The sequence below is a fragment of the Dyella sp. LX-66 genome, assembly GCF_018599165.1.
GTDB classification, from domain to species: domain Bacteria; phylum Pseudomonadota; class Gammaproteobacteria; order Xanthomonadales; family Rhodanobacteraceae; genus Dyella_D; species Dyella_D marensis.
Genome location: NZ_JAHFVJ010000001.1, coordinates 525,458 through 543,525 on the forward strand (window position 1 = coordinate 525,458; position 18,068 = coordinate 543,525).

The 18,068-nt window shown below is 64.2% G+C and carries 21 protein-coding genes and 1 tRNA gene; 5 read left to right on the top strand and 17 right to left on the bottom strand.

Translation table 11 applies throughout. The features are described 5' to 3' along the window. Positions 1-31: 31 nt before the first annotated feature. The 4 genes from KK141_RS02305 to KK141_RS02320 all read right to left on the bottom strand — a co-directional run bounded on the left by KK141_RS02305 (position 32) and on the right by KK141_RS02320 (position 2,658). Positions 32-107, bottom strand: a tRNA-Thr gene (locus KK141_RS02305). Between the two features lie 41 nt (positions 108-148). Then, on the bottom strand, positions 149-895 hold the full coding sequence (locus tag KK141_RS02310) for an SPOR domain-containing protein (RefSeq protein WP_214570767.1): 747 nt from the start codon (positions 893-895) through the stop codon (positions 149-151). Between the two features lie 36 nt (positions 896-931). Then, positions 932-1,690, bottom strand: coding sequence for a type III pantothenate kinase (locus KK141_RS02315; RefSeq protein ID WP_214570768.1), 759 nt, complete (start codon positions 1,688-1,690; stop codon positions 932-934). Next, a complete protein-coding gene (locus tag KK141_RS02320) occupies positions 1,687-2,658 on the bottom strand; it encodes a biotin--[acetyl-CoA-carboxylase] ligase (RefSeq protein ID WP_214570769.1) in 972 nt (323 codons plus the stop codon). Before KK141_RS02320 ends, KK141_RS02315 begins: the two co-directional genes overlap by 4 nt. A gap of 243 nt (positions 2,659-2,901) precedes the next feature. On the opposite strand from KK141_RS02320, the gene KK141_RS02325 reads away from it, so the two are divergent. Further along, positions 2,902-3,216 carry a hypothetical protein gene (locus KK141_RS02325; RefSeq protein WP_250901486.1) on the top strand — a complete coding sequence of 105 codons (315 nt, stop codon included), beginning with the start codon at positions 2,902-2,904 and terminating at the stop codon, positions 3,214-3,216. 9 nt (positions 3,217-3,225) lie between these two features. After that, positions 3,226-3,993, top strand: a complete 768-nt coding sequence (locus KK141_RS02330) for a M90 family metallopeptidase (protein WP_214570770.1) — start codon at positions 3,226-3,228, stop codon at positions 3,991-3,993. A gap of 3 nt (positions 3,994-3,996) precedes the next feature. Here KK141_RS02330 and KK141_RS02335 read toward each other — a convergent pair whose 3' ends face one another. From KK141_RS02335 to KK141_RS02355, 5 genes are all read right to left on the bottom strand, one after another. Next, complete coding sequence (locus tag KK141_RS02335; protein ID WP_250901487.1) at positions 3,997-5,334, bottom strand: ATP-binding protein; 1,338 nt, start codon at positions 5,332-5,334, stop codon at positions 3,997-3,999. Between the two features lie 46 nt (positions 5,335-5,380). Further along, entirely contained in the window at positions 5,381-6,073 is a 693-nt protein-coding gene (locus tag KK141_RS02340; RefSeq protein ID WP_026635803.1) for a response regulator transcription factor, read from the bottom strand. Continuing rightward, entirely contained in the window at positions 6,073-6,306 is a 234-nt protein-coding gene (locus KK141_RS02345; RefSeq protein WP_250901488.1) for a hypothetical protein, read from the bottom strand. Before KK141_RS02345 ends, KK141_RS02340 begins: the two co-directional genes overlap by 1 nt. A 168-nt stretch (positions 6,307-6,474) precedes the next feature. Further along, the gene (dusA, locus tag KK141_RS02350) at positions 6,475-7,458 is read right to left on the bottom strand and encodes a tRNA dihydrouridine(20/20a) synthase DusA (protein ID WP_214570773.1); all 984 of its coding nucleotides are present in this window, start codon (positions 7,456-7,458) and stop codon (positions 6,475-6,477) included. An 845-nt stretch (positions 7,459-8,303) separates the two neighbouring features. Beyond that, positions 8,304-8,750, bottom strand: a complete 447-nt coding sequence (locus KK141_RS02355; protein ID WP_214570774.1) for a VOC family protein — start codon at positions 8,748-8,750, stop codon at positions 8,304-8,306. Positions 8,751-8,869: 119 nt separating this feature from the next. Between KK141_RS02355 and KK141_RS02360 the strand changes: the two genes are divergently transcribed. Then, positions 8,870-9,427 (top strand): TetR/AcrR family transcriptional regulator, encoded by a 558-nt coding sequence (locus KK141_RS02360; RefSeq protein WP_214570775.1) that lies wholly within the window; start codon positions 8,870-8,872, stop codon positions 9,425-9,427. A 43-nt stretch (positions 9,428-9,470) separates the two neighbouring features. Here the strand turns inward: KK141_RS02360 and KK141_RS02365 are convergent, their stop codons facing one another. After that, on the bottom strand, positions 9,471-10,118 hold the full coding sequence (locus KK141_RS02365) for a dihydrofolate reductase family protein (protein ID WP_214570776.1): 648 nt from the start codon (positions 10,116-10,118) through the stop codon (positions 9,471-9,473). A gap of 143 nt (positions 10,119-10,261) precedes the next feature. Continuing rightward, positions 10,262-10,657 carry a RidA family protein gene (locus tag KK141_RS02370; RefSeq protein ID WP_214570777.1) on the bottom strand — a complete coding sequence of 132 codons (396 nt, stop codon included), beginning with the start codon at positions 10,655-10,657 and terminating at the stop codon, positions 10,262-10,264. A 130-nt stretch (positions 10,658-10,787) separates the two neighbouring features. On the opposite strand from KK141_RS02370, the gene KK141_RS02375 reads away from it, so the two are divergent. After that, a complete protein-coding gene (locus KK141_RS02375; RefSeq protein ID WP_214570778.1) occupies positions 10,788-11,747 on the top strand; it encodes a LysR family transcriptional regulator in 960 nt (319 codons plus the stop codon). A 168-nt stretch (positions 11,748-11,915) separates the two neighbouring features. Here KK141_RS02375 and KK141_RS02380 read toward each other — a convergent pair whose 3' ends face one another. Then, a complete protein-coding gene (locus tag KK141_RS02380) occupies positions 11,916-12,785 on the bottom strand; it encodes a hypothetical protein (protein ID WP_214570779.1) in 870 nt (289 codons plus the stop codon). A gap of 134 nt (positions 12,786-12,919) precedes the next feature. Here KK141_RS02380 and KK141_RS02385 point away from each other — a divergent pair, with 134 nt between their 5' ends. Continuing rightward, the gene (locus KK141_RS02385) at positions 12,920-13,630 is read left to right on the top strand and encodes an rRNA pseudouridine synthase (protein WP_214570780.1); all 711 of its coding nucleotides are present in this window, start codon (positions 12,920-12,922) and stop codon (positions 13,628-13,630) included. Positions 13,631-13,658: 28 nt separating this feature from the next. Here KK141_RS02385 and KK141_RS02390 read toward each other — a convergent pair whose 3' ends face one another. From KK141_RS02390 to KK141_RS02410, 5 genes are all read right to left on the bottom strand, one after another. Then, complete coding sequence (locus KK141_RS02390; RefSeq protein WP_250901490.1) at positions 13,659-14,417, bottom strand: hypothetical protein; 759 nt, start codon at positions 14,415-14,417, stop codon at positions 13,659-13,661. A 301-nt stretch (positions 14,418-14,718) separates the two neighbouring features. Then, on the bottom strand, positions 14,719-14,973 hold the full coding sequence (locus tag KK141_RS02395; protein WP_214570781.1) for a hypothetical protein: 255 nt from the start codon (positions 14,971-14,973) through the stop codon (positions 14,719-14,721). Positions 14,974-14,985: 12 nt separating this feature from the next. Then, positions 14,986-15,756 (bottom strand): NAD(P)-binding domain-containing protein, encoded by a 771-nt coding sequence (locus KK141_RS02400; RefSeq protein WP_214570782.1) that lies wholly within the window; start codon positions 15,754-15,756, stop codon positions 14,986-14,988. A gap of 45 nt (positions 15,757-15,801) precedes the next feature. Further along, the gene (locus tag KK141_RS02405) at positions 15,802-16,413 is read right to left on the bottom strand and encodes a hypothetical protein (RefSeq protein ID WP_214570783.1); all 612 of its coding nucleotides are present in this window, start codon (positions 16,411-16,413) and stop codon (positions 15,802-15,804) included. A gap of 171 nt (positions 16,414-16,584) precedes the next feature. Further along, positions 16,585-17,757: a hypothetical protein gene (locus tag KK141_RS02410; protein ID WP_214570784.1), complete on the bottom strand. Its 1,173-nt coding sequence runs from the start codon at positions 17,755-17,757 to the stop codon at positions 16,585-16,587. Positions 17,758-18,068 lie beyond the last annotated feature (311 nt).

Genomic DNA, 18,068 nt, shown 5'->3' on the forward strand with positions numbered 1-18,068 from the left:
CGATATGGATGGGCGCGCGGCGCCGCGGGGATGGTGCCGACAGTCTGACTCGAACAGACGACCTACCGCTTACAAGGCGGTTGCTCTACCAACTGAGCTATGCCGGCGAGGGAGGCGCAGTCTAGCAGGTCGCTCCCGGCGGGCGCGCTCAGAAACATCCAGTGCTGTGCGAACCCACGCCCGCGGCATTGCGCAGGCGGCTGCGCCAGTCGAAGTGCGCGGCTTCGGCGACAGCCAGGTCCAGCCAATACTCGGGCACGGTCTCGGTGCGCTCGGTCATCTGCGCGGGGAAGCCGGCCGAGGCCACTTCGTCGCGGCGCTTGCGTGCGTTGGCCGGGTCCTTGAACAGGCCCAGCGAGATGGTGTTGGGCTGGCCGCCGGAGCCGACCACGAAGTAGTCGCCGATATTCGCCGCGCTCAGCCGGCGCGCCTGCGCCAGCGCCTGGTCGCGGCTGGCGCTGGCCGGCAGGTAGACCCACCAGCCGCGCGTCTGCGTGGTCTGCTCCTGGCGCGAGCGCATGCGCGCGGCCTGCGCGGTGAGCGCGTTGCGGGCGTTGTGCAGGTCCACCGGCGTGGCAAACGGGCCGATCGAGATGCAGGTGTAGGTGTTGGAGCGCGACGGCGTCGGCGCCAGCGTGGCCTGCGCCTGGGCCGGCGCCTTGGCGGCACTGCTGGCCGGTGCGGCGGGCTGCGCGGCGGCGGCGGGCGCCTGCACGGTGGCGGCGGCCTCGGGTGCGCTGGCCGGCGGCGCGGGGCGCTCGGCCAGCAGATGCAGGGTGGGCACGTCCGGATCGGCGGCGCTGCGGCCGTGCGTGTCGTCCTGGCCCAGCCACAGCCACGCGCCCACGGCGATATTCAGCGCGATCAGCAGAACGAACAGCAGACGCAGAACCATGCAACGACCCAGGTGAGGAAACGGCAACGCGCCATTCTAGAGAGCGCGCACGGCAGCCGGATGCGCATTCGCCCACACGGCCAGACCGTGGAGCACGCCGTCCTCCGCCAGCGCGGCAGGACATTCCAGCAGGGGCAGCAGGGCCGCGGCATCGCCGCCGCCCAGGCGCAGCGAAGGGTTGCCACCCAGGGGGTGGCTCATGCGCCGCGCAAAGCGTTCGATCAGCGCCGCCGCGGCCTGCCAGCAGCCGGAGGCCACGGCGTCGGCGGTATTGGCGGCGGCGTCCAGTACCTCGCCGGGGCGCTCCGGGCGTACCCGTGCGGTGGCGCCGACCAGCGACTGCTGCATCAGCTGCGGGCCGGGGGCGATCAGGCCACCGAGATGGCGGCCGTCCGCGGCCAGCGCGTCCAACGTGAGCGCGGTGCCGACGCCAGCCAGGATGCACGGCGCATGGCCGGCGTCGTAGGCGGCGACCATGGCGAGGAAGCGGTCCACGCCCAGGCGCTGCGGTTCGTCGTAGGCGTTGCGCACGCCACAGGCGGCGGCCGGAGTGCGCAGCCAGAACGGAGCTGGCGAACCGGCCGCGCGCACCGCATCGGCCACGGCGGCTTCGCGCGCGGCGTCGACCACTGAGGCGCCCACCACGTCGTCCAGCGCCGGCAGTTCGCGCCAGGCTTCGCTTAAAGCGGCAGCGATGTCGCTGTCCCAACTCACCGCGCCCCGCGAATGCCACGCGGCGCCGTCGCGCACGGCCCATTTCAGACGGGTATTGCCCAGATCCAGCAGCAGCCTCATGCGCGGCGTACCGACACGTCCGCACTGTCGATGCGGTGCAGGCCGTCGGCCGCGTTCACCAGCAGCGCGCCGCGCTCGTCCACGCCCGCGCCGATGCCTTCGAGCACGCCCTGCGCGCCTTGTACGCGCAGCGGCGCGTCCAGCAACAGGTCGCGCGCGGCGTAGTCGGCGACGAAACCGGCGAAGCCTTCGCGCTCGAACTGGGTCAGGCCTTCGGCCAGAGCGGTAATCAGCGCGGCGGCCACATCGTTGCGCTCCGGCGGCTCGCCGCCGGCCAGGGTGGCCAGGTCGCAAGCGGGCTGGCCGGCCTGTTCGCGCAGCGCGTCGGTCAGGCGCAGGTTGAGGCCGATGCCGATCACCGCCGCGCACGGCCCCTGATATTCCCCGCTCAGCTCGACCAGGATGCCGGCCAGCTTGCCGCCGCGCGCCAGCGCGTCGTTCGGCCACTTCAGGCCGGCCTCGGCGATGCCCAGCGATTCCAGCGCGCGCAGCAGGATCACGCCCACCGCCAGCGACAAGCCGGACAGCGTGGCGAAGCCGCCATCGAAGCGCTTCAGGCAGGACAGATACAGATTCAGCCCCGGCGGCGACAGCCAGGCGCGCCCGCGGCGGCCACGGCCGGCGCTCTGGGTCTCGGCGATCATCACGCTCAGGTCGGGCAGTTCGGCGCCGCGGCGCTGCAGTTCGCTGGAGGTGGAATCCAGCTCCCAGTGCACTTCCAGCTCGCCCAGCCGCTTGCGCCATGGCGCCGGCACGGCGGCGCGGATGCGCCGGGCGTCCAGCATCTGCAGCGGCCAGGGCAGCCGGTAGCCGGCGGCGCCGCGCGCTTCGATCGGCACGCCGCGCGAACGCAGGGCCTGGATCTGCTTCCAGATGGCGGCGCGGGTCACCCCGCCCTGTTCGGCCAGGCGCTCGCCCGACAAGGCCTCGCCCGCCGCGAGCAGCGCCAGCAGTTCGCGCGCCTGCATCAGGGGCGCCCGCCGTCGTGGTGAGCCCGGCGCAGGGCAGGCCCGGCCAGGGAAGGGTCAATCGCTTGCATGGGGCGGCATCTTAGAGCGTGGGCCGGACGCCGAGTAGCCGCCCTCTGCCCGCCGCGCCCAGTACTTGTGGGACTGGCGCGCCCCGGCACGGCAAAGCTCCGGCACTGGCATCCTAGGGACGATTCTGCGACGATCCGTTCCTTGGCTTGCGGATCAAGGGGTTGAGCCGCCATGGGCATCAGACAGTTCCTGTTCGCGTGTGTTCTGGGCGCCAGCGGCATCGGTGCCGCATCGGCCATGGACGCCGATACCCAGGAATTGGGCGGCCTGCAGCGTTCCGGCGTGGACAGCGCCGTTCCCCACGAAGTCAGCGGCAACGGCGGCGACGCGCTCGGCGTGCCGCGCGACAGCAACACGCAGAACACTCCCGCTTCCGGCTCCTCCAGCGAGAACTGCCCCGTCGGCGGCAGCGGCTCGTCCGGCACGCAGCGCAGCCGCCGCATCAGCCTGGGCTGGCAGTCGCTGCTGCCGGGCTCCATCCAGTAAGCCGTTCCTGTGGCGGGGGCCTGGTGGCGACAGTGGCTGTCGCGCTTCGACCCGCCGGCAATTCCTGACGTTCTATGGCGCCGCACGCTCTCCGCGTGCCCTTTGGCGCGCCGCCTCGACGACGACCGCCAGAACGAACTGCGCCGCATCGCCGCCCATTTCCTCGCCCGCAAACGCTTCCACCCGCTGGCCGGCGCCGAGCTGGACGACCGCCTGCGCCTGCTGATCGCCCTGCAGGCCTGCCTGCCGGCCCTGCGCCAGGGCAGCACCGGCTTGCGCGGCTGGCGCGAGATCCTGGTCTACCCCGGCGAGTTCAAGGTGCGCCGCAGCCACCACGACGAGCACAGCGGCGTGGTGAGCGAGGCGGACGACGTGCTGATCGGCGAAGCCTGGGAACGCGGCCCGCTGATTCTTTCCCTGGCCGACGTGCAGCTGGACCTGGAGCAACCCTGGGACGGCTACAACGTGGTCGTGCACGAGATGGCGCACAAGTTCGACATGCTCGACGGCGCCCCGGACGGCGTGCCGCCGCTGCCGGAAGAGATCAGCCGGCGCGACTGGATCGTGGCCTTCCAGCGCGCCTACGACCACCTCTCCAACGACGTGGCGCGCGGGCGCGACACGCTGATCGATCCTTACGCCGCAGAAGGCCCGGACGAGTTCTTCGCCGTGGTGAGCGAACTGCACTGGTCGCAGCCGGGCGTGCTCAAGCGCGCCGACCCGATGGTCGCCGCCCTGCTCGACGCTTACTACGGCCCCTCGCCGGCGCCGTGCTGAGCCTCAGCTCGGCGGCAACCTCACGCTGAAGCGCGCGCCGCCGAATTCCGGCGAGCGGTCCACGCTCAGCTCGCCGCGGTAGGCCTTGATGATGTCCTGCACGATCGACAGGCCGATGCCGTGGCCCTGCACGCGCTCGTCGCCGCGCACGCCGCGCTGGAGCACCTTCTCGATCTTGTCGTCGTCGATGCCGGGGCCGTCGTCTTCCACGCTCAGCAAGAGGCCCGCGCGCTGGCGGCCGGCGACCGGCTCCACCTTCACCACCAGCAGCACGCGGTGGCCGGCCCACTTGAAGGCGTTTTCCAGCAGGTTGCCCATCAGTTCGAGCAGGTCGCCCTGCTCGCCGTAGAAGGCGGCACCTTCGTCGATGTCGAATTCGCACAGCACGTTCTTCGCGGCGTAGACCTTTTCCAGGCTCTGCACCAGGTCTTCCGCGTGGCCGGCGATGGGAATGGCCGAGGCGAAAGTCTGCCGGCCGGTGGTGGCGGCGCGGGCGAGCTGGTAGGCGACCAGTTCGTCCATGCGGCGCACCTGGTCGACCACGTCGGTGCGCACCCGCGACACATTGCCGTCGGCCGCTTCGAGCCGCGAGCGGATCACCGCCAGCGGCGTCTTCAGGCTGTGCGCCAGGTCGGCCAGCGTGTTGCGGTAGCGCGTGCGCTGTTCGCGCTCGCTGTCGATAAAGGCGTTGATGCGTTCGGTGAGGCCGGTGAGCTCCAGCGGATAGCGGCTGTCGAGCTCCTCAGCCTCGCCGCGTTCGACGCGGCTCATGTCGCTGGCCACCTTGCGCAATGGCGTGAGGCTCCAGCGCAGCAGCAACAGCTGCAGCAGGATCAGCATCACGCCCAGCGTGGCCAGCCAGAAGATCAGACTGCGCCGAAATACCGCGTTCTGCCCTTCGAGCTGGTCCTCCGCCTGCGCCACCATGAAGGTGAGCTTCACCGACTTCTTCTCGGAGGTGTCCAGCGCCACGCCGTAGGCGTAGTAGTACAGCCGCCCCATGCGCGTATCGATCGGGCCGACGAACTGGCTCTGCCCCGGCTCCAGCCGCTTCAGAAACGCAAAGTCGCGCCCGATCGCCGAGGGCGATTCCAGCTTGGCGCCGTTCTCGCCCAAGGCGAGCGCATACAGGCCCGAACCCGGCTGGGAAAAGCGCGGATCGGGCGGCGTGTCAGGCAGCAGCACCTTGCCGGAGCGGCCCACTTCGGTGCCGGCCAGGTAGGCAACCACGTAGTTCTGCAGGCGGTCCTGCAATTCCTTCAGCGCGGTCTCCGCGCTGGAACGCGAGAGGGTAAGGCCTACGACGCCAAGAAAGGCCGCCAGCACAAAGCCGGTGGCCAACGCAGCGCGCGCCGCCAGTGAGAACGGGCGGCGCGGCTGGTCGGGATCATTCGCCTTCGTTTTCGCTGCGGGGGATGGCAAAGCGGTATCCGCGTCCACGTACCGTCTCGATGGGCTTGAGGGTGCCTTCCGGGTCGAGCTTCCTGCGCAGACGGCCGATGAAGACCTCCAGCACATTGGAGTCGCGGTCGAAGTCCTGCTGGTAGATGTGCTCGGTGAGGTCGGCCTTGGAGACCAGCTCGCCCGCGTGCAGCATCAGGTATTCCAGCACCTTGTACTCATAGCTGGTGAGGTCGACCAGCTTGCCTTCCACCGACACCGTCTGCGCGGTGGTGTCCAGCTTGATCGGGCCGCAGGCCAGCACCGGCTTGGACCAGCCGCTGGCGCGGCGCACCAGCGCGTTGATGCGCGCCAGCAGTTCTTCCACATGGAACGGCTTGACCAGGTAGTCGTCGGCGCCGTGCTTGAGGCCCTCGACCTTGTCCTGCCAGCTGCCGCGGGCGGTGAGGATCAGGATCGGATAGCGCTGGCCGACTTCGCGCAGCGCCTTGACCAGGTCCATGCCCGACATCTTCGGCAGGCCCAGGTCGATGATCGCCAGGTCGAACGGCACTTCGCGGCCGAGATAGAGGCCTTCTTCGCCGTCCTGTGCCGCGTCGACGGCAAAGCCGTCGCGCTTCAGGCGTGCGGCGAGCGTTTCGCGCAGCGGCGCCTCGTCCTCTACCAGAAGGATGCGCATCAGTGTTTCTCCTTATTGCCCTCGCCGTCGCCGGCCGGGTTCTTGGTGGATTCCGAGGAAGCCGGGGCCTTGCCCGCTTCCGTGTTCACGGTGACCACGCGCACGTGGCCGGAGGGCGTGAGCACCTTGATCCGGTGCTCGAACGCGTTGCGGCCGCGCCGCACGGTGCTGGCCGACAGCACCTTGCCGCCGGTCTCCTGCTGCACCTGGTTCACGGCCTGCTCGAGCGTCATGGACGGCTCCTGCGCCTGCGCAGCCGCCGTAGCGGTCACCAGGAGCAACAAAAGAGCCGAAATGCGCAGGATTGTCTTCATATCGCCAACAAAAGCCCGGGGAACGGAGGCTATCCTCGTTCAGACTATGGAACCGGGCCTGAATACTGACCCGATCGCCCACCGCTGTCACGCCGCTACAGCCCGCCTGGGCAGCATGGCCCGCTCCAGCAGCTCCCAGCCCGCATCGGGCAGATGGGCCTGCTCGCTGAGCAGCCGGCGGAACCCGCGCGCACCCGGCTCACCCTGGTAAAGCCCAAGCAGATGGCGGGTGATGTGCTTGAGGGCGGTGCCCCGGGCCAGCTCGGCTTCGATATAGGGACGCATGTGGCGCAGGGTGTCGTCCCGGTCCGGCAGCGGCTGGCCGTAGAGGGCGGCTTCGACCCGGGCCAGGACGTAGGGGTCGTGGTAAGCCGCGCGGCCGAGCATTACCCCATCCACCTGCCCCAGATGGGCCTGCACCTGCTCGGCCGTGGTGATGCCGCCGTTGATGACGATGACCAGCTGCGGGAACTCGCGCTTGAGGCGGTAGACGCGCTCGTAATCCAGCGGCGGGATCTCGCGGTTTTCCTTCGGGCTGAGGCCCTGCAGCCAGGCCTTGCGCGCATGCACCACCAGGATTTCCACGCCGGCGGCGATCATGGTTTCGGTGAAATGCTGCAGGTCGGCGTATTCGTCCTGGTCGTCGACGCCGATGCGGCATTTCACGGTAACCGGGATATCGACCGCATCGCGCATGGCTTTCACGCAGTCGCCCACCAGCGCGGGTTCGCGCATCAGGCAGGCGCCGAACTTGCCGGATTGCACGCGATCGGAAGGGCAGCCGACGTTGAGATTGATTTCGTCATAGCCCGCCGTAGCGCCATGCCGCGCCGCCTCCGCCAGTTCCACCGGATCGCTGCCACCGAGCTGCAACGCCACCGGGTGTTCCTGCTGGCTGTGTTCGAGCAGACGCAGCTGCTTGCCGCGCACCAGAGCGGCGCTGGTCACCATTTCGGTGTAGAGGCGGGCGTGGGGGGAGATCAGGCGGTGGAAGTAACGGCAGTGGCGGTCGGTCCAATCCATCATCGGTGCAACCGATAGCTGGAAGTCATTTTTATTGATGGCATGCATGGCAAATATTCTACCTGCATGCTCAAGGCGGGGAAGTTATGACGCTCGCCTAGCGTTGGAGCGCATCACAGGACCGATAAAATCTGATCAGCGGACCAATTCGCGCGGATCATTCGGCCGGCGGTGATCACACATGCACGATGCTGATGATCGGGTGTACCTGTGGTGATCGGGCGTACCGAAGCCGATGATCACGGTACCGGTGTAGATCATGCATGCCGATCATGATGATGTGGCCTGCCAGGTTGGCTAACCTGGGCTCACTAAAGGGCCGAAATAGACCGCTCCGACTTACCACGCTAATCTGATGTCCTTTATGGCAGCGGCCAATTACCTCAAGCGCTATGCCTTCTCAGATCGGCTCAGTTCGATACCATAAATCTCCCCTTCAGGCGGCGCAGGCTCTGAGGGAGTCTTTCGCTTGGGGCCAGTTCATTCGCTACATCGAGCTTGGTGACGATGGCTTTGCATCGAGGCAAGTTGACGAGTACGCGAACGGTTATCTCACACGGTATGACCGCAAGCACTGGGACGATCAGTTTGGCACGCTGGCCGATTTCCGGTTCGGTGAGACTTGGCGCAAACATTGGGGCGAGCCAGCCGTCATTAGCCAAAACATGTTTCAGGAGCTATGGGCGCGGGCGGCTATCTCTCCGCCATTTCGCCTTAGAGCAGCCTCTCCCAACCAGCAAGCTCCTTGGCTCATGCTGTTCGAGGCGGGGCGATGGCGAGGGCAGCCATAACTGTTCGCTCAAACAGGCCGTCCGCAGGCCCCTTGCACTGGCCATTTCATCGCTGGCCGTCCAGTGAACCGCCATCAGCGGCCACTTAACGGGCCGCACACGTCACACAGGCTTGTCGCCGCAGTGGCTGGTATAGAAAGTGATGCCGTTGCCATCGGGGTCTTGCATCGAAAAATAATGGTGGCCGTATAGCGTTTCGTCGGCGATCTCGGCGGGCGAATATCCTTTGCCAACCAGATCGACTCTATAGCGTTCCAGATCTACTTTTGCGTGACCCGCAATCATCAGATCGATTCTTTCGCTAAGGAATTCGGGCCTCTGGCCATTACGGCCGTCCAGCAGCGCATCGCTCTGCTCCTCGCCCTTTTGAAACAGCAGCAGATGCGTGCCGCCCCGCAGCTCGATGATCGCCATTCCAGGGAACGTGCCGGCCTCACGCAGACCCAGGCCCGCATAGAACGGGTAGCTGACCTCGACTTTCCGGACTTTCATGACAAAGTGCCCAAGCGCCGCGGCCGGCAAGGGACTTTCCGCTTCAAATTCTTTCATCGGTTTTCCTTCAGGTGAGTTCGCGGCGGCTGCCTTGTGGCGCCCGCCCCATCGCATTAATCTGACTGCTCAGTCGGAAATAATATGCGACCAGCCAGTCGGAAAAGCAAGAGGTCAGCGTGGCTCGAAAAAAAGAAATCGACAAAGACAGCGTTCTGGATGCCGCCGAAGCGGTCATCGTGGAATCCGGCGGGCGGAATTTCACGCTCGATGCCGTCGCCGAACGTGCAGGCATCAGCAAAGGCGGCCTGGTCTACACCTTCGCAACCAAGGACGGCCTGATGCATGCGGTACTGGAGCGAGAACTGGCTCGCTTCCAGGACGCCGTCCGTCGGCGGCTCGGCAATGGCCCCACCGGGCCAGCCGAACTGGCCCTCGCCCATATCGAAGAAGCATTGAGCGAGGACGACACCTCGACGCAAAAAGCGGCTTTTCTCGTCACGGCACTGGTGCACGCCCCCGACATGCTCGAGTCGATACGGAGCTTTTATCACGCACTGCTCGATCCACTTCGACCGCGTGGCAAAACCGCGGAAATCCGTCACGCGTTATTGGCAGTTGAAGGCATTTTTTTGCTCAAGGGGCTCGGGTTCGTAGAAGTCTCCCCGAGCGATCTCAAATCCGACTTGCTCCATGCACGCAAAGTGATCCTTGCTGCGCTGGGAAGATCGGCATGAGAGAACAGTGCGTATCGCGGAGCGCTATTTCGTCCGTATCTCGCTATGGACCTTTACGCAAAAACATATGCGTAGCACGCTCACCGGGGACCACTTTGTCGCAGCGATAGCCAAGTGCATGCATATCGAGTCCATGAAACAGAGGCTCTCCCCTGCCCAGCAGCACCGGCCCCACCGCGAGATGCATTTCATCGATCAGCGATGCGCTCAGCAATTGCCGGATGGTCGATGCTCCGCCGCCAATACGCACATCCTTGCCTTCAGCCGCCACAATGGCGTGCTTCACAGCGGACTCAATGCCGTCGGTGACGAAATGAAACACCGTGCCACCCTCCATCACCAACGGTTCGCGCGCGTAATGCGTCAGCACGAACACCGGCACGTGATACGGCGGCTCGTCACCCCACCAGCCTTTCCAGCTGTCATCCGGCCAAGGCCCGCGCACCGGACCGAACATATTGCGGCCGAGGATCCAGGCGCCGACTTCCGCAAAACCTTGCTGGGCGATCCCATCATCGACACCGGTTTCGCCGCCTTCGCCGCCTTGCATCGCGCGCCACGTACGCGTGGGGAAAAACCATTGCATTAGTTCCGGACCGCGCACACCCAGCGGATTCTCCAGGCTCTGGTCGGGGCCGGCGGCATAGCCGTCGAGGGATACAGCGAGGCTTCTTACCACCAGCTTGGTCATAAACCCTCCGTCGAACGGACTCATGATGTGGCCACGCACTCATGGCCCGTGACGGACCTTGGATGCGTTCCGGTTAGCTGTCAATCACCAATTGACCGCTCCAACGGAGCCGGGCGCGCAACGTGACCAAGGTGCTTATCGAACTATTCCCCAGGCAACTTGGCCACCACCTTGATCTCGAACTGAAACCCATAAAGCCAGGTCACACCCACCGCCGTCAGCGTCGGATGCGGAGCATCGCCCCAGTAGTTCGGCACCACGCTCCAGACCCTCTCGAATATCGACTCGGGATCGACCATGAAGACGGTCACATCCACCACGTCCTCGAACGTACATCCGGCCGCGGCCAATACCTCGTTCAAATGCTCGAACGCGAACGCGACCTGCCGTTCCAGATCCGGCTCGGGCGAGCCGTCGTCGCGGCTGCCGACCTGTCCGGAAACGAACAGAAAGCCATTCGAGCGGATGGCCGGCGAATAACGATTGCGCTCGTAAAGCGCGCGGCGGCCAGCGGGGAAAACAACGTCGCGTGTTGCCATAAATCAGCCTCCAACGGTATCGACAACGAGAGAGGCACACTCTAGGCAGCAGCCTTCCGGCAATAAACAGCCATTCCCGGCTCACACTGTTTGTAGAATCCAAACAATCCCAGCCCCCACGGAAGCAACGATGGACCGGTTCGATGCGATGCAGGCCTTCGTCCGGGTCGTGGAGACCGGCAGCTTTACCAAGGCCGCGGAAACACTGGGCATAAGCAAGACCGCCGTGACCCAGCTCATACAGCAGCTGGAAGCCCGGTTGCGCGTCCAGCTGCTCAATCGCACCACGCGCAAGGTCAATGCGACCGCGGACGGAATGGCCTATTACGAGCGCGCGATCAGGCTGCTCGCGGATCTGGACGATGCCGACAACAGCCTCTCCGCCGCGACCACATCACCCAAAGGCAAATTACGGGTGGATGTGCCAAGTCCGCTGGCTCGCGTGATCCTCATCCCCGCGCTGCCCGCATTCCACACGCGCTATCCCGATATCCAGCTGGACATGGGCGTCAGCGATCGCATGGTCGATGTCATCGGCGAGAACGTCGATTGTGTCGTGCGCGGTGGCGAACTCACTTCGCTGTCGCTGAAAGCCAGGCATATCGGCGATCTTCAACTCGGCATGTACGCGGCGCCAAGCTATCTGGCACGAAGCGGAACGCCCTTGCATCCGCGGGACCTGGAAGGCCCACACCACCGCATCGTCGGCTACGTGTGGTCGCGCACCGGCAAGCCCCTGCCCTATGCCATGCATAGAGATACCGAAACCGTACGGATACTGGGGCGCTACGTGCTGTCCGTAGACGATGGCAATGCCTATCTCGAAGCCGGACTCGCCGGTCTGGGGGCGCTCTGGCTGCCGCATTACATGGCCAGGGAGCACGTAAGCCGAGGTGCGCTTATACCGCTGTTCGAGACCTGGCATATGGACCGCATGCCGCTCTATCTGGCGTTCCCGCCGAACCGGCACATAAGTGCGAAGCTCCGCGTCTTCATCGATTGGATGGTGGAGCTGATGGCGCAGCATGCCCCGATCGACCTCACCGGCCGCAGCTCGAAAATACAAAAGAGCGGTCCGCATAAGGATTGAGGCAGTGCAGGAATCCCGCCCCGCCTATTGCCGCTGTCCATCGGGGCGCTCCCCGCCAAGCTCACGCAACGCCGCCATCACACGGGCATCCGCCTGAGCCGGTGTCCAGGACGTTATTTGCGCAAGGGTGTAGGTACGCCGCAAATGTCGAATCAACTGCAGGCCCAGTCAATAGCCGGCGCGGTTGGGTAGATCTTGTTGATAAGGCGTTGCAGCTGCGTTGAACCATTTCCTGAAAGCGTCAGGGTGTTCGCTATCGATCGCCTTGAAACGCGCATCGGCGAGAAAACGGCGGGCCACCTCAGCCAGCCGGCTCGCTGGAATGCCGCCCAAATCCGCTTGCAGCAGCAGCGCACCGTCATCGTACCCCGGCGAGAGCTGGCCGCTTACATACGTCGCCAGTCCCTCCTCGAACAGCGGAACGGTCAGCGCCACGCCGGGCATCACGCCGTCATTGCTGAAGCCGGCGTGCTGCGCATGAAAGAGATGAAAAAGCTCATGCGGAACCACAACGCCAAGATCGGCTTGCTCCAACAACAACGAATCCACTGCAAAAATCAGGACAGGCTTGCCATCGGCCAGCACACCGCTTTTTGCATCGAAATTCGGCGCGAGCAGCATTTGCACGGGAGGTTGCTGGCTGGCTTCGGGAAACATGCGGCGAAAGCGCGGAACCGTCTGGTCCAGTACCCGGCTCAGAGCCTGCTCTTCAGCCGGTATACCCGCTGACAGCTGAGGGTATGCGGCAAAACGCGCACGCAGAAAGCGCTGCTTGCGCACAAGCCAATCCTGGTGATGCGGCGCCTCCCAGACTACCGATGCATACAGATCGCTGCGCGGCCTCTCGACGTCCCGGTCCCAGGCTGCCAGCTGCTGCTCGAAGGAATGCCCCTCGGCCGCTCGCCAGAATGCGGCGAACGACGCCGCCACGGATGGCTGCTTGTCGGCACCTGCCGCAAGCGCTGCGGGGCCGGGATAACTGCTGACCATGCCGGCGACCAGGGCAACGGCAAGCCTTGCGCTACGTGCGATCTTCATGATGATTCTTTAGCCTGGGCAAGGCGGCTCCCGATCGTGCCGCCGCGGAACAATCATTCGGGCTTGCGCAAACCGCTTTGGGTTGAAACCGGGCGCCCGCCTATAATGGCTCAGCTCTCTCACCGGCAGCACTCATGACCGAACCCGTACGCCTCGCCAAACGTGTCGCCGCCCTGGCTCAATGCTCGCGGCGCGAGGCGGAAATGTATATCGAGGGCGGCTGGGTGCGAGTGGATGGCGTGACGGTGGAGGAGCCTCAGTTCAAGGTGCTGGAACAGCACATCGAGATCGACCCCAACGCTCAGCTCGAACCCGCCGAACCCGTTACGGTGGCTCTCCATAAACCCGCCGGCGCAACGGTCGAGGAAGCCCGCGCGCTGATTCGCGAGGAAAGCCACTCGCCCGACGACGCCTCCGGCGTCCGCATGCTGAAGCGCCATTTCGCGCGCCTGGAATGCCCGCTGTCCTTGCCGGACCAGGCCAGCGGCCTGCTGGTATTCACGCAGGACTGGCGGGTGAAGCGCCGCCTGGAGGAAGACTTCGACCGCATCGAACAGGAAATCGTGGTCGAAGTGTCAGGCAAGCTGGCGCCGAATGGCCTTGCCCTGCTCAACCACGGACTCAGCTTCGACCATTACGCGCTGCCGCCCATCAAGGTGAGCTGGCAGAACGAAACCCACCTGCGCTTCGCCTTGAAGCGGATTGCGCCCGACCGGATCGAGCGCATGTGCCAGGCCGTGGGATTGAAGGTGCTGGCGATGAAGCGCATCCGCATCGGCCGCATACCCATGTCCCGGCTACAGCCGGGACAGTGGCGTTATCTGGCCAGCACCGATCGGTTTTGAAGAGATGCCGGCCTGCTGATGCCCGGCATCAGTGATGCATCTGTACCGGCGTCCCGTCGGACCAGGTTCCGGTTCCGACCAGAAACACCAGGATAGGCGGCAGCCCTTTCATATTGGTCTGGTCCGGAGCGAAGTACCAATACGGGCTGGACATGACCGGCGAGCCATCGGCACCCGAGCCCCAATCCTTGCCATCCTTTACCAAGGTGTCGAACATCAGATGGGGCATGTTATGGTCCCCTTCGTCGGTCAGATACGACGATTTGGACATCATGTAATCCATCGCGCCGCCTTCCAGGGCCGGCAGCTGTTTGCTCTGGTACGCAGCTTTGACCGCCGACAGCATGTCCTCCTTGGAGCGACCCGCCATCGCCAGCTTGGCGCGCAGCTGGAAGATCGGCACGATCGAACGCGCGGCCTGGGGATTCAGGCAATCGGCGGCGCGTATTTTCGGGCTCCAGAACTCGGGCCAATCGAACGGCCCCAGCCAGCCTCTGGCCACCACGCAGACAAACCCGTTCTTGCCTTCGACCGCCGTCTCGTAGCCTTTGCGGCCCAATACCAGGACCGTGGCGTCGCCGGAAATCGACGCCGGCGCCGCACTGCGCGCCAGGGCTATCTCAGCGTCCCGATTCGCCATCAGGTATTGATCGATCGGGGCCATCTTCGGATACGGCGCCGCCGCATCGGGCTTCTTCGCATCCTGCGACAACGCCTGTTGCGATGCAGCGGATAACGCAAGCAGCGCAATGCTCATGACTTTGACGACGTGCTTCGCTCGTTGCATGGGACTCCTCCTGGCCATGGGTGTGTTCCAGTCAGCCCGATGGGCTGCTTTCAGGAAGCCGACGAACGAGCAAGCCGGAATTCGACACGTCAGATAAAAATCTCAGGGCGCCCGCTTTCTCGCTGCCACTTGAGCGCTGGTAGCTGACGCCGAGCTTTCAGGAACCCCGGGGAAACTCCAGCAGCACGTCTTCGATATGGGTGCGGATGGCCGCGGTCCGCTGGATGCCGGTTTCTCCTGTTCAACAAACTACCGCGAGATCAAAGATAGGAATTTATCGACCTTGCACCGATAGCCAACATCAACCCATAGGAGTCAGATCATCCGGGAACTGGGAAGCCCACTCCCGCTCACTGTCGGGAAGATCCTTCGCGCTTCGCCGCCAAGCCCGGTTGAGATGCGCGTAAACATGCCCGAGATCTACTCGAAAGCTAGCTTCGTCATAGTCGGGCGTCTGCTCGATTTCCTTGATCATGTTCCCTAGATGCTCCAACGCATCCTCAAGTTCGTACATGAAGGCGGCCCATTCCACTGGCTGAAGCTTCTTATCGATCATGTGTCACCCGCCCTACCAATGGCTTTGCCGATCGTGGAGCGCCTGCCGGACCCGGCCCAAACCAAGATCGACCGCCGTCCAGACACCCTCCTCACCCACCACCCGGCAGAACAGCTCGTTGATCCCGCCCGGCGTCGCATGCTCTCGCAGTAGCTCGCTGAAATCCGTGTCATGGCCCTGCAGGGACGTCGCAAGCTCGCCAAACATCGCCGCGACGTAGTTCTGCGCTTCCGATGGCGCGATGCCCTTGGCCTCAAGCCAGCTACTTATCTCTTTCAAATAGAGGAAATGCGCGGCAAGCGTGGCCGTCGCGGCCGAGAAATGATCGAAAGCCGTTTCATCTGCCACGTCGATCACGCGGCCGAGCCGGCCAAACAAGCTACGCGCAGGTTCGATGGCCGGATACAAAGGCGTGATACCGCGCCGGTTTGCTACGGACGGCAGCGGAATAGCTCGCGCTATGTTCTTCACCGAAGGCGCCAGCTGCTGCAGGCCACGGATCGGAATACCAGCCATCACACTGATCAGGCTCTGATCCCCGAAAGTGAGCTCCGCCATCACCTGCCGTGCATCGGCAGGACGCACGCATAAAAGGACGACGCCAGCCCCGTCGACCACCTCTTGATTGCTGCCCGCCACGCGAACGTTCGGATACGCCGCCGCCAGCTTCGCCGCCACACCCGCATTGCGAGGCGAAAGCAGAATCCGCGGCGGATCCTTGTCCTCGCTCAAACCCGCCACGATTGCGGCAGCGACCGCACCTATACCGATGACACCAAGCATCACGCACTCCCTCAGACCGGTCAGTCCGCACTCACAGTCCTGCGCTTACATGCTGTCCGGACTCATGCTTTTAACGACTTTCCCTTCGGCATCCAGAAACTCCATGCTCGAATGCCCATCCGGCGCGACGCGCAGAACAATGCGCTTATGCCCCGTGGCATCCATGAGGGAAAGCATCGAATCCCCCTCCTCCGTGCGGCCAACCCAGACACGCCGATGATCGTCACTGACCGCCAGGCCGGCGAACTTGTCCGTCTTGTCGTCGACACCCGCGAGCTGGACGATCTGGTTCGCACCGTATTTATCGAAGGACAAGCTCCCGCCGGAATCGACCACGTTGCCGCTGGCGTCCTTATGCCCACCGAAGATCAGGCCGCCGTTCTCCGTACCCTCATCGTTATAGAAAATCATGCCGGCCTGCGGCCGATCGCTCGGCGGCTGCTCCTTGCCCTTGATGATCACGCCGGGAAGGTCTTTCTTGTTCGAAATGACCATGCGCAAGGTGCCGTCGGGTTCGACGACATTGATGCGGTGGACGGTGATTTCGTCGAACTTGGTCGCCCGCTGCGACGCAAATCCAGTAAGCAGCAAGACCATCAGCAGGGCATTCGAAACCAGCGACAAGGCAATCAGCGGCTTGGTGAGAGATAGAGCCATCTAAGCAATCCTCCATCGAAATGAACGGGGTAATCCAACCGGAAAGTCAGGTCACCGTATCCCGATAAGGCTCGGCAACGACTTGATATGAGTACCCTGGCTATCTGTACCGGGCAGGCATTGGCTTAGCCGACGCCGTGAATCCAGAGTCTAGCCGGAACGATCCCGGCACTATGGGCTGGTTTTCTCCTCCGCCGGGATGGCGGCTGGCTGCTGCGCGGCCCGAAATCGAATCGCCATGAAGTGCTTCGGTACTCCGTTTTCCGCCGGCGTTCTTTTAAGAAAAGCACCTGCCATCGCATCGTGCTTCGTAACGGCATCGAGAAAGCTGAGGCTATAGCGAGCTACCCATGCATAGCCCTGATTGGCGTCATCCCTGCCGTAATCGGCGATCTGGTCTTCCGCAAAACACTCCGCGCTCTTGCGCCGCTGGAACATCGAGCTGAACTCGCCGTGCGCCATGCCGACCATATTCACGGTGTACAGATCGCCATGCTTCCAGGCGTTAAGTACGCTCGGCCCCACCAAGTCGCCCGGTGGGCCGTCATAGCCGTCCATATCCTCAAAATAGTTCGGATACTCGGAAGTGAAGAACAGCAGCGGGATGCCCAGCTTTTCCGGATGAACGTCCCCGGCCTTTTTCACCAGCCCCGGGAAGTAGCGCATGCTGCCGTCCATTTCCAGCAAAGCGCCGATACGGGGATCCCTCGCCGCGGCAAACAGGCTCGAAATGCCGCCCCAGCTCCAGCTCACCACAACGACATGTGCGGCATCCGCATTCGGCAGCGTGCTGGCGTACGAGATCAGAAACGAGATATCGCGAGCCTGAGCATGAATGCCGTCGAGATCGTCTGTCATATCGCGTGTCGAAACACCCATCGACGGACTGGCGATCACGATATAGCCATGGCTGGCCAGGTATTCGCATAGATCGGCATTTTCCCAGGCGATGGACGAGTCGCTGGGTGCATAGATCAGCACCGGGTAACGCCCTTTCGCTGGCTGGGCGTCGCGCACAGCCCATAGCGGGATATCAAAGGACGCCTTCAGCTGCATGCGCCATTTGTTCCCCTTCTCATCGGGGGCACCGAAATGAAGCTCCGTATCCGCCAGCCGGGCATAGTCGCCGACGGTCATGGGCTTGCCGGCGCCAGCGCGCGACGGGTACCAGATCAGCGTTTGCAACGGCCTGGGGCCGCCCTTCGCAGGCAGCTTGCCCGAGGCATCGGATAAAGCAGGAAAGTTGCGCGAGCGGTCGTATTGCTCGACCACTTTCAATCCCACCGGATACGCGCCCGGCTTCTCAAGAAACTGGAAGGACGCCGATTGCGCCAGCAAAGGCATGACGCAAAGCATTCCGGCCAGCGCAAGGCACCACCGACTCCATGTCTTCATAGCGGATCCGCGGAACGGCAAGCTTCGTAGGCTAGGCTCGATCCGCCGGCGCTACACATGCTGGAAGTCACCAGCTAGCGTGGCCGGTTCCGCCTGAGGCCAGGGGACTCGTTCGACATGATCGAACGAGTCCGTCGTGCCAGTGGCACGTCACCGGGTCCGGCCCGGCGCAACCTATCCCTAAGGGCGGTCACGAACACTACCTGCCACACTACCCGAGCCACGGCGCAGCGATCTGCGGCCGAGGGCGGGACGGTGGC

Excerpts from the sequence above, each read along its gene's own strand:
- KK141_RS02400 (WP_214570782.1), bottom strand. The coding sequence starts at position 15,756 with ATGCTTGGTGTCATCGGTATAGGTGCGGTCGCTGCCGCAATCGTGGCG.
- KK141_RS02340 (WP_026635803.1), bottom strand. The coding sequence starts at position 6,073 with ATGCGCATCCTTCTGGTAGAGGACGAGGCGCCGCTGCGCGAAACGCTC.
- KK141_RS02345 (WP_250901488.1), bottom strand. The coding sequence starts at position 6,306 with ATGACGCTCGAGCAGGCCGTGAACCAGGTGCAGCAGGAGACCGGCGGC.
- KK141_RS02370 (WP_214570777.1), bottom strand. The coding sequence starts at position 10,657 with ATGGCAACACGCGACGTTGTTTTCCCCGCTGGCCGCCGCGCGCTTTAC.
- KK141_RS02310 (WP_214570767.1), bottom strand. The coding sequence starts at position 895 with ATGGTTCTGCGTCTGCTGTTCGTTCTGCTGATCGCGCTGAATATCGCC.
- KK141_RS02395 (WP_214570781.1), bottom strand. The coding sequence starts at position 14,973 with ATGATCGATAAGAAGCTTCAGCCAGTGGAATGGGCCGCCTTCATGTAC.
- KK141_RS02365 (WP_214570776.1), bottom strand. The coding sequence starts at position 10,118 with ATGACCAAGCTGGTGGTAAGAAGCCTCGCTGTATCCCTCGACGGCTAT.
- dusA (WP_214570773.1), bottom strand. The coding sequence starts at position 7,458 with ATGCATGCCATCAATAAAAATGACTTCCAGCTATCGGTTGCACCGATG.
- KK141_RS02325 (WP_250901486.1), top strand. The coding sequence starts at position 2,902 with ATGGGCATCAGACAGTTCCTGTTCGCGTGTGTTCTGGGCGCCAGCGGC.
- KK141_RS02385 (WP_214570780.1), top strand. The coding sequence starts at position 12,920 with ATGACCGAACCCGTACGCCTCGCCAAACGTGTCGCCGCCCTGGCTCAA.
- KK141_RS02315 (WP_214570768.1), bottom strand. The coding sequence starts at position 1,690 with ATGAGGCTGCTGCTGGATCTGGGCAATACCCGTCTGAAATGGGCCGTG.
- KK141_RS02380 (WP_214570779.1), bottom strand. The coding sequence starts at position 12,785 with ATGAAGATCGCACGTAGCGCAAGGCTTGCCGTTGCCCTGGTCGCCGGC.
- KK141_RS02390 (WP_250901490.1), bottom strand. The coding sequence starts at position 14,417 with ATGCAACGAGCGAAGCACGTCGTCAAAGTCATGAGCATTGCGCTGCTT.
- KK141_RS02405 (WP_214570783.1), bottom strand. The coding sequence starts at position 16,413 with ATGGCTCTATCTCTCACCAAGCCGCTGATTGCCTTGTCGCTGGTTTCG.
- KK141_RS02320 (WP_214570769.1), bottom strand. The coding sequence starts at position 2,658 with ATGCAGGCGCGCGAACTGCTGGCGCTGCTCGCGGCGGGCGAGGCCTTG.
- KK141_RS02355 (WP_214570774.1), bottom strand. The coding sequence starts at position 8,750 with ATGAAAGAATTTGAAGCGGAAAGTCCCTTGCCGGCCGCGGCGCTTGGG.
- KK141_RS02410 (WP_214570784.1), bottom strand. The coding sequence starts at position 17,757 with ATGCCTTTGCTGGCGCAATCGGCGTCCTTCCAGTTTCTTGAGAAGCCG.
- KK141_RS02375 (WP_214570778.1), top strand. The coding sequence starts at position 10,788 with ATGGACCGGTTCGATGCGATGCAGGCCTTCGTCCGGGTCGTGGAGACC.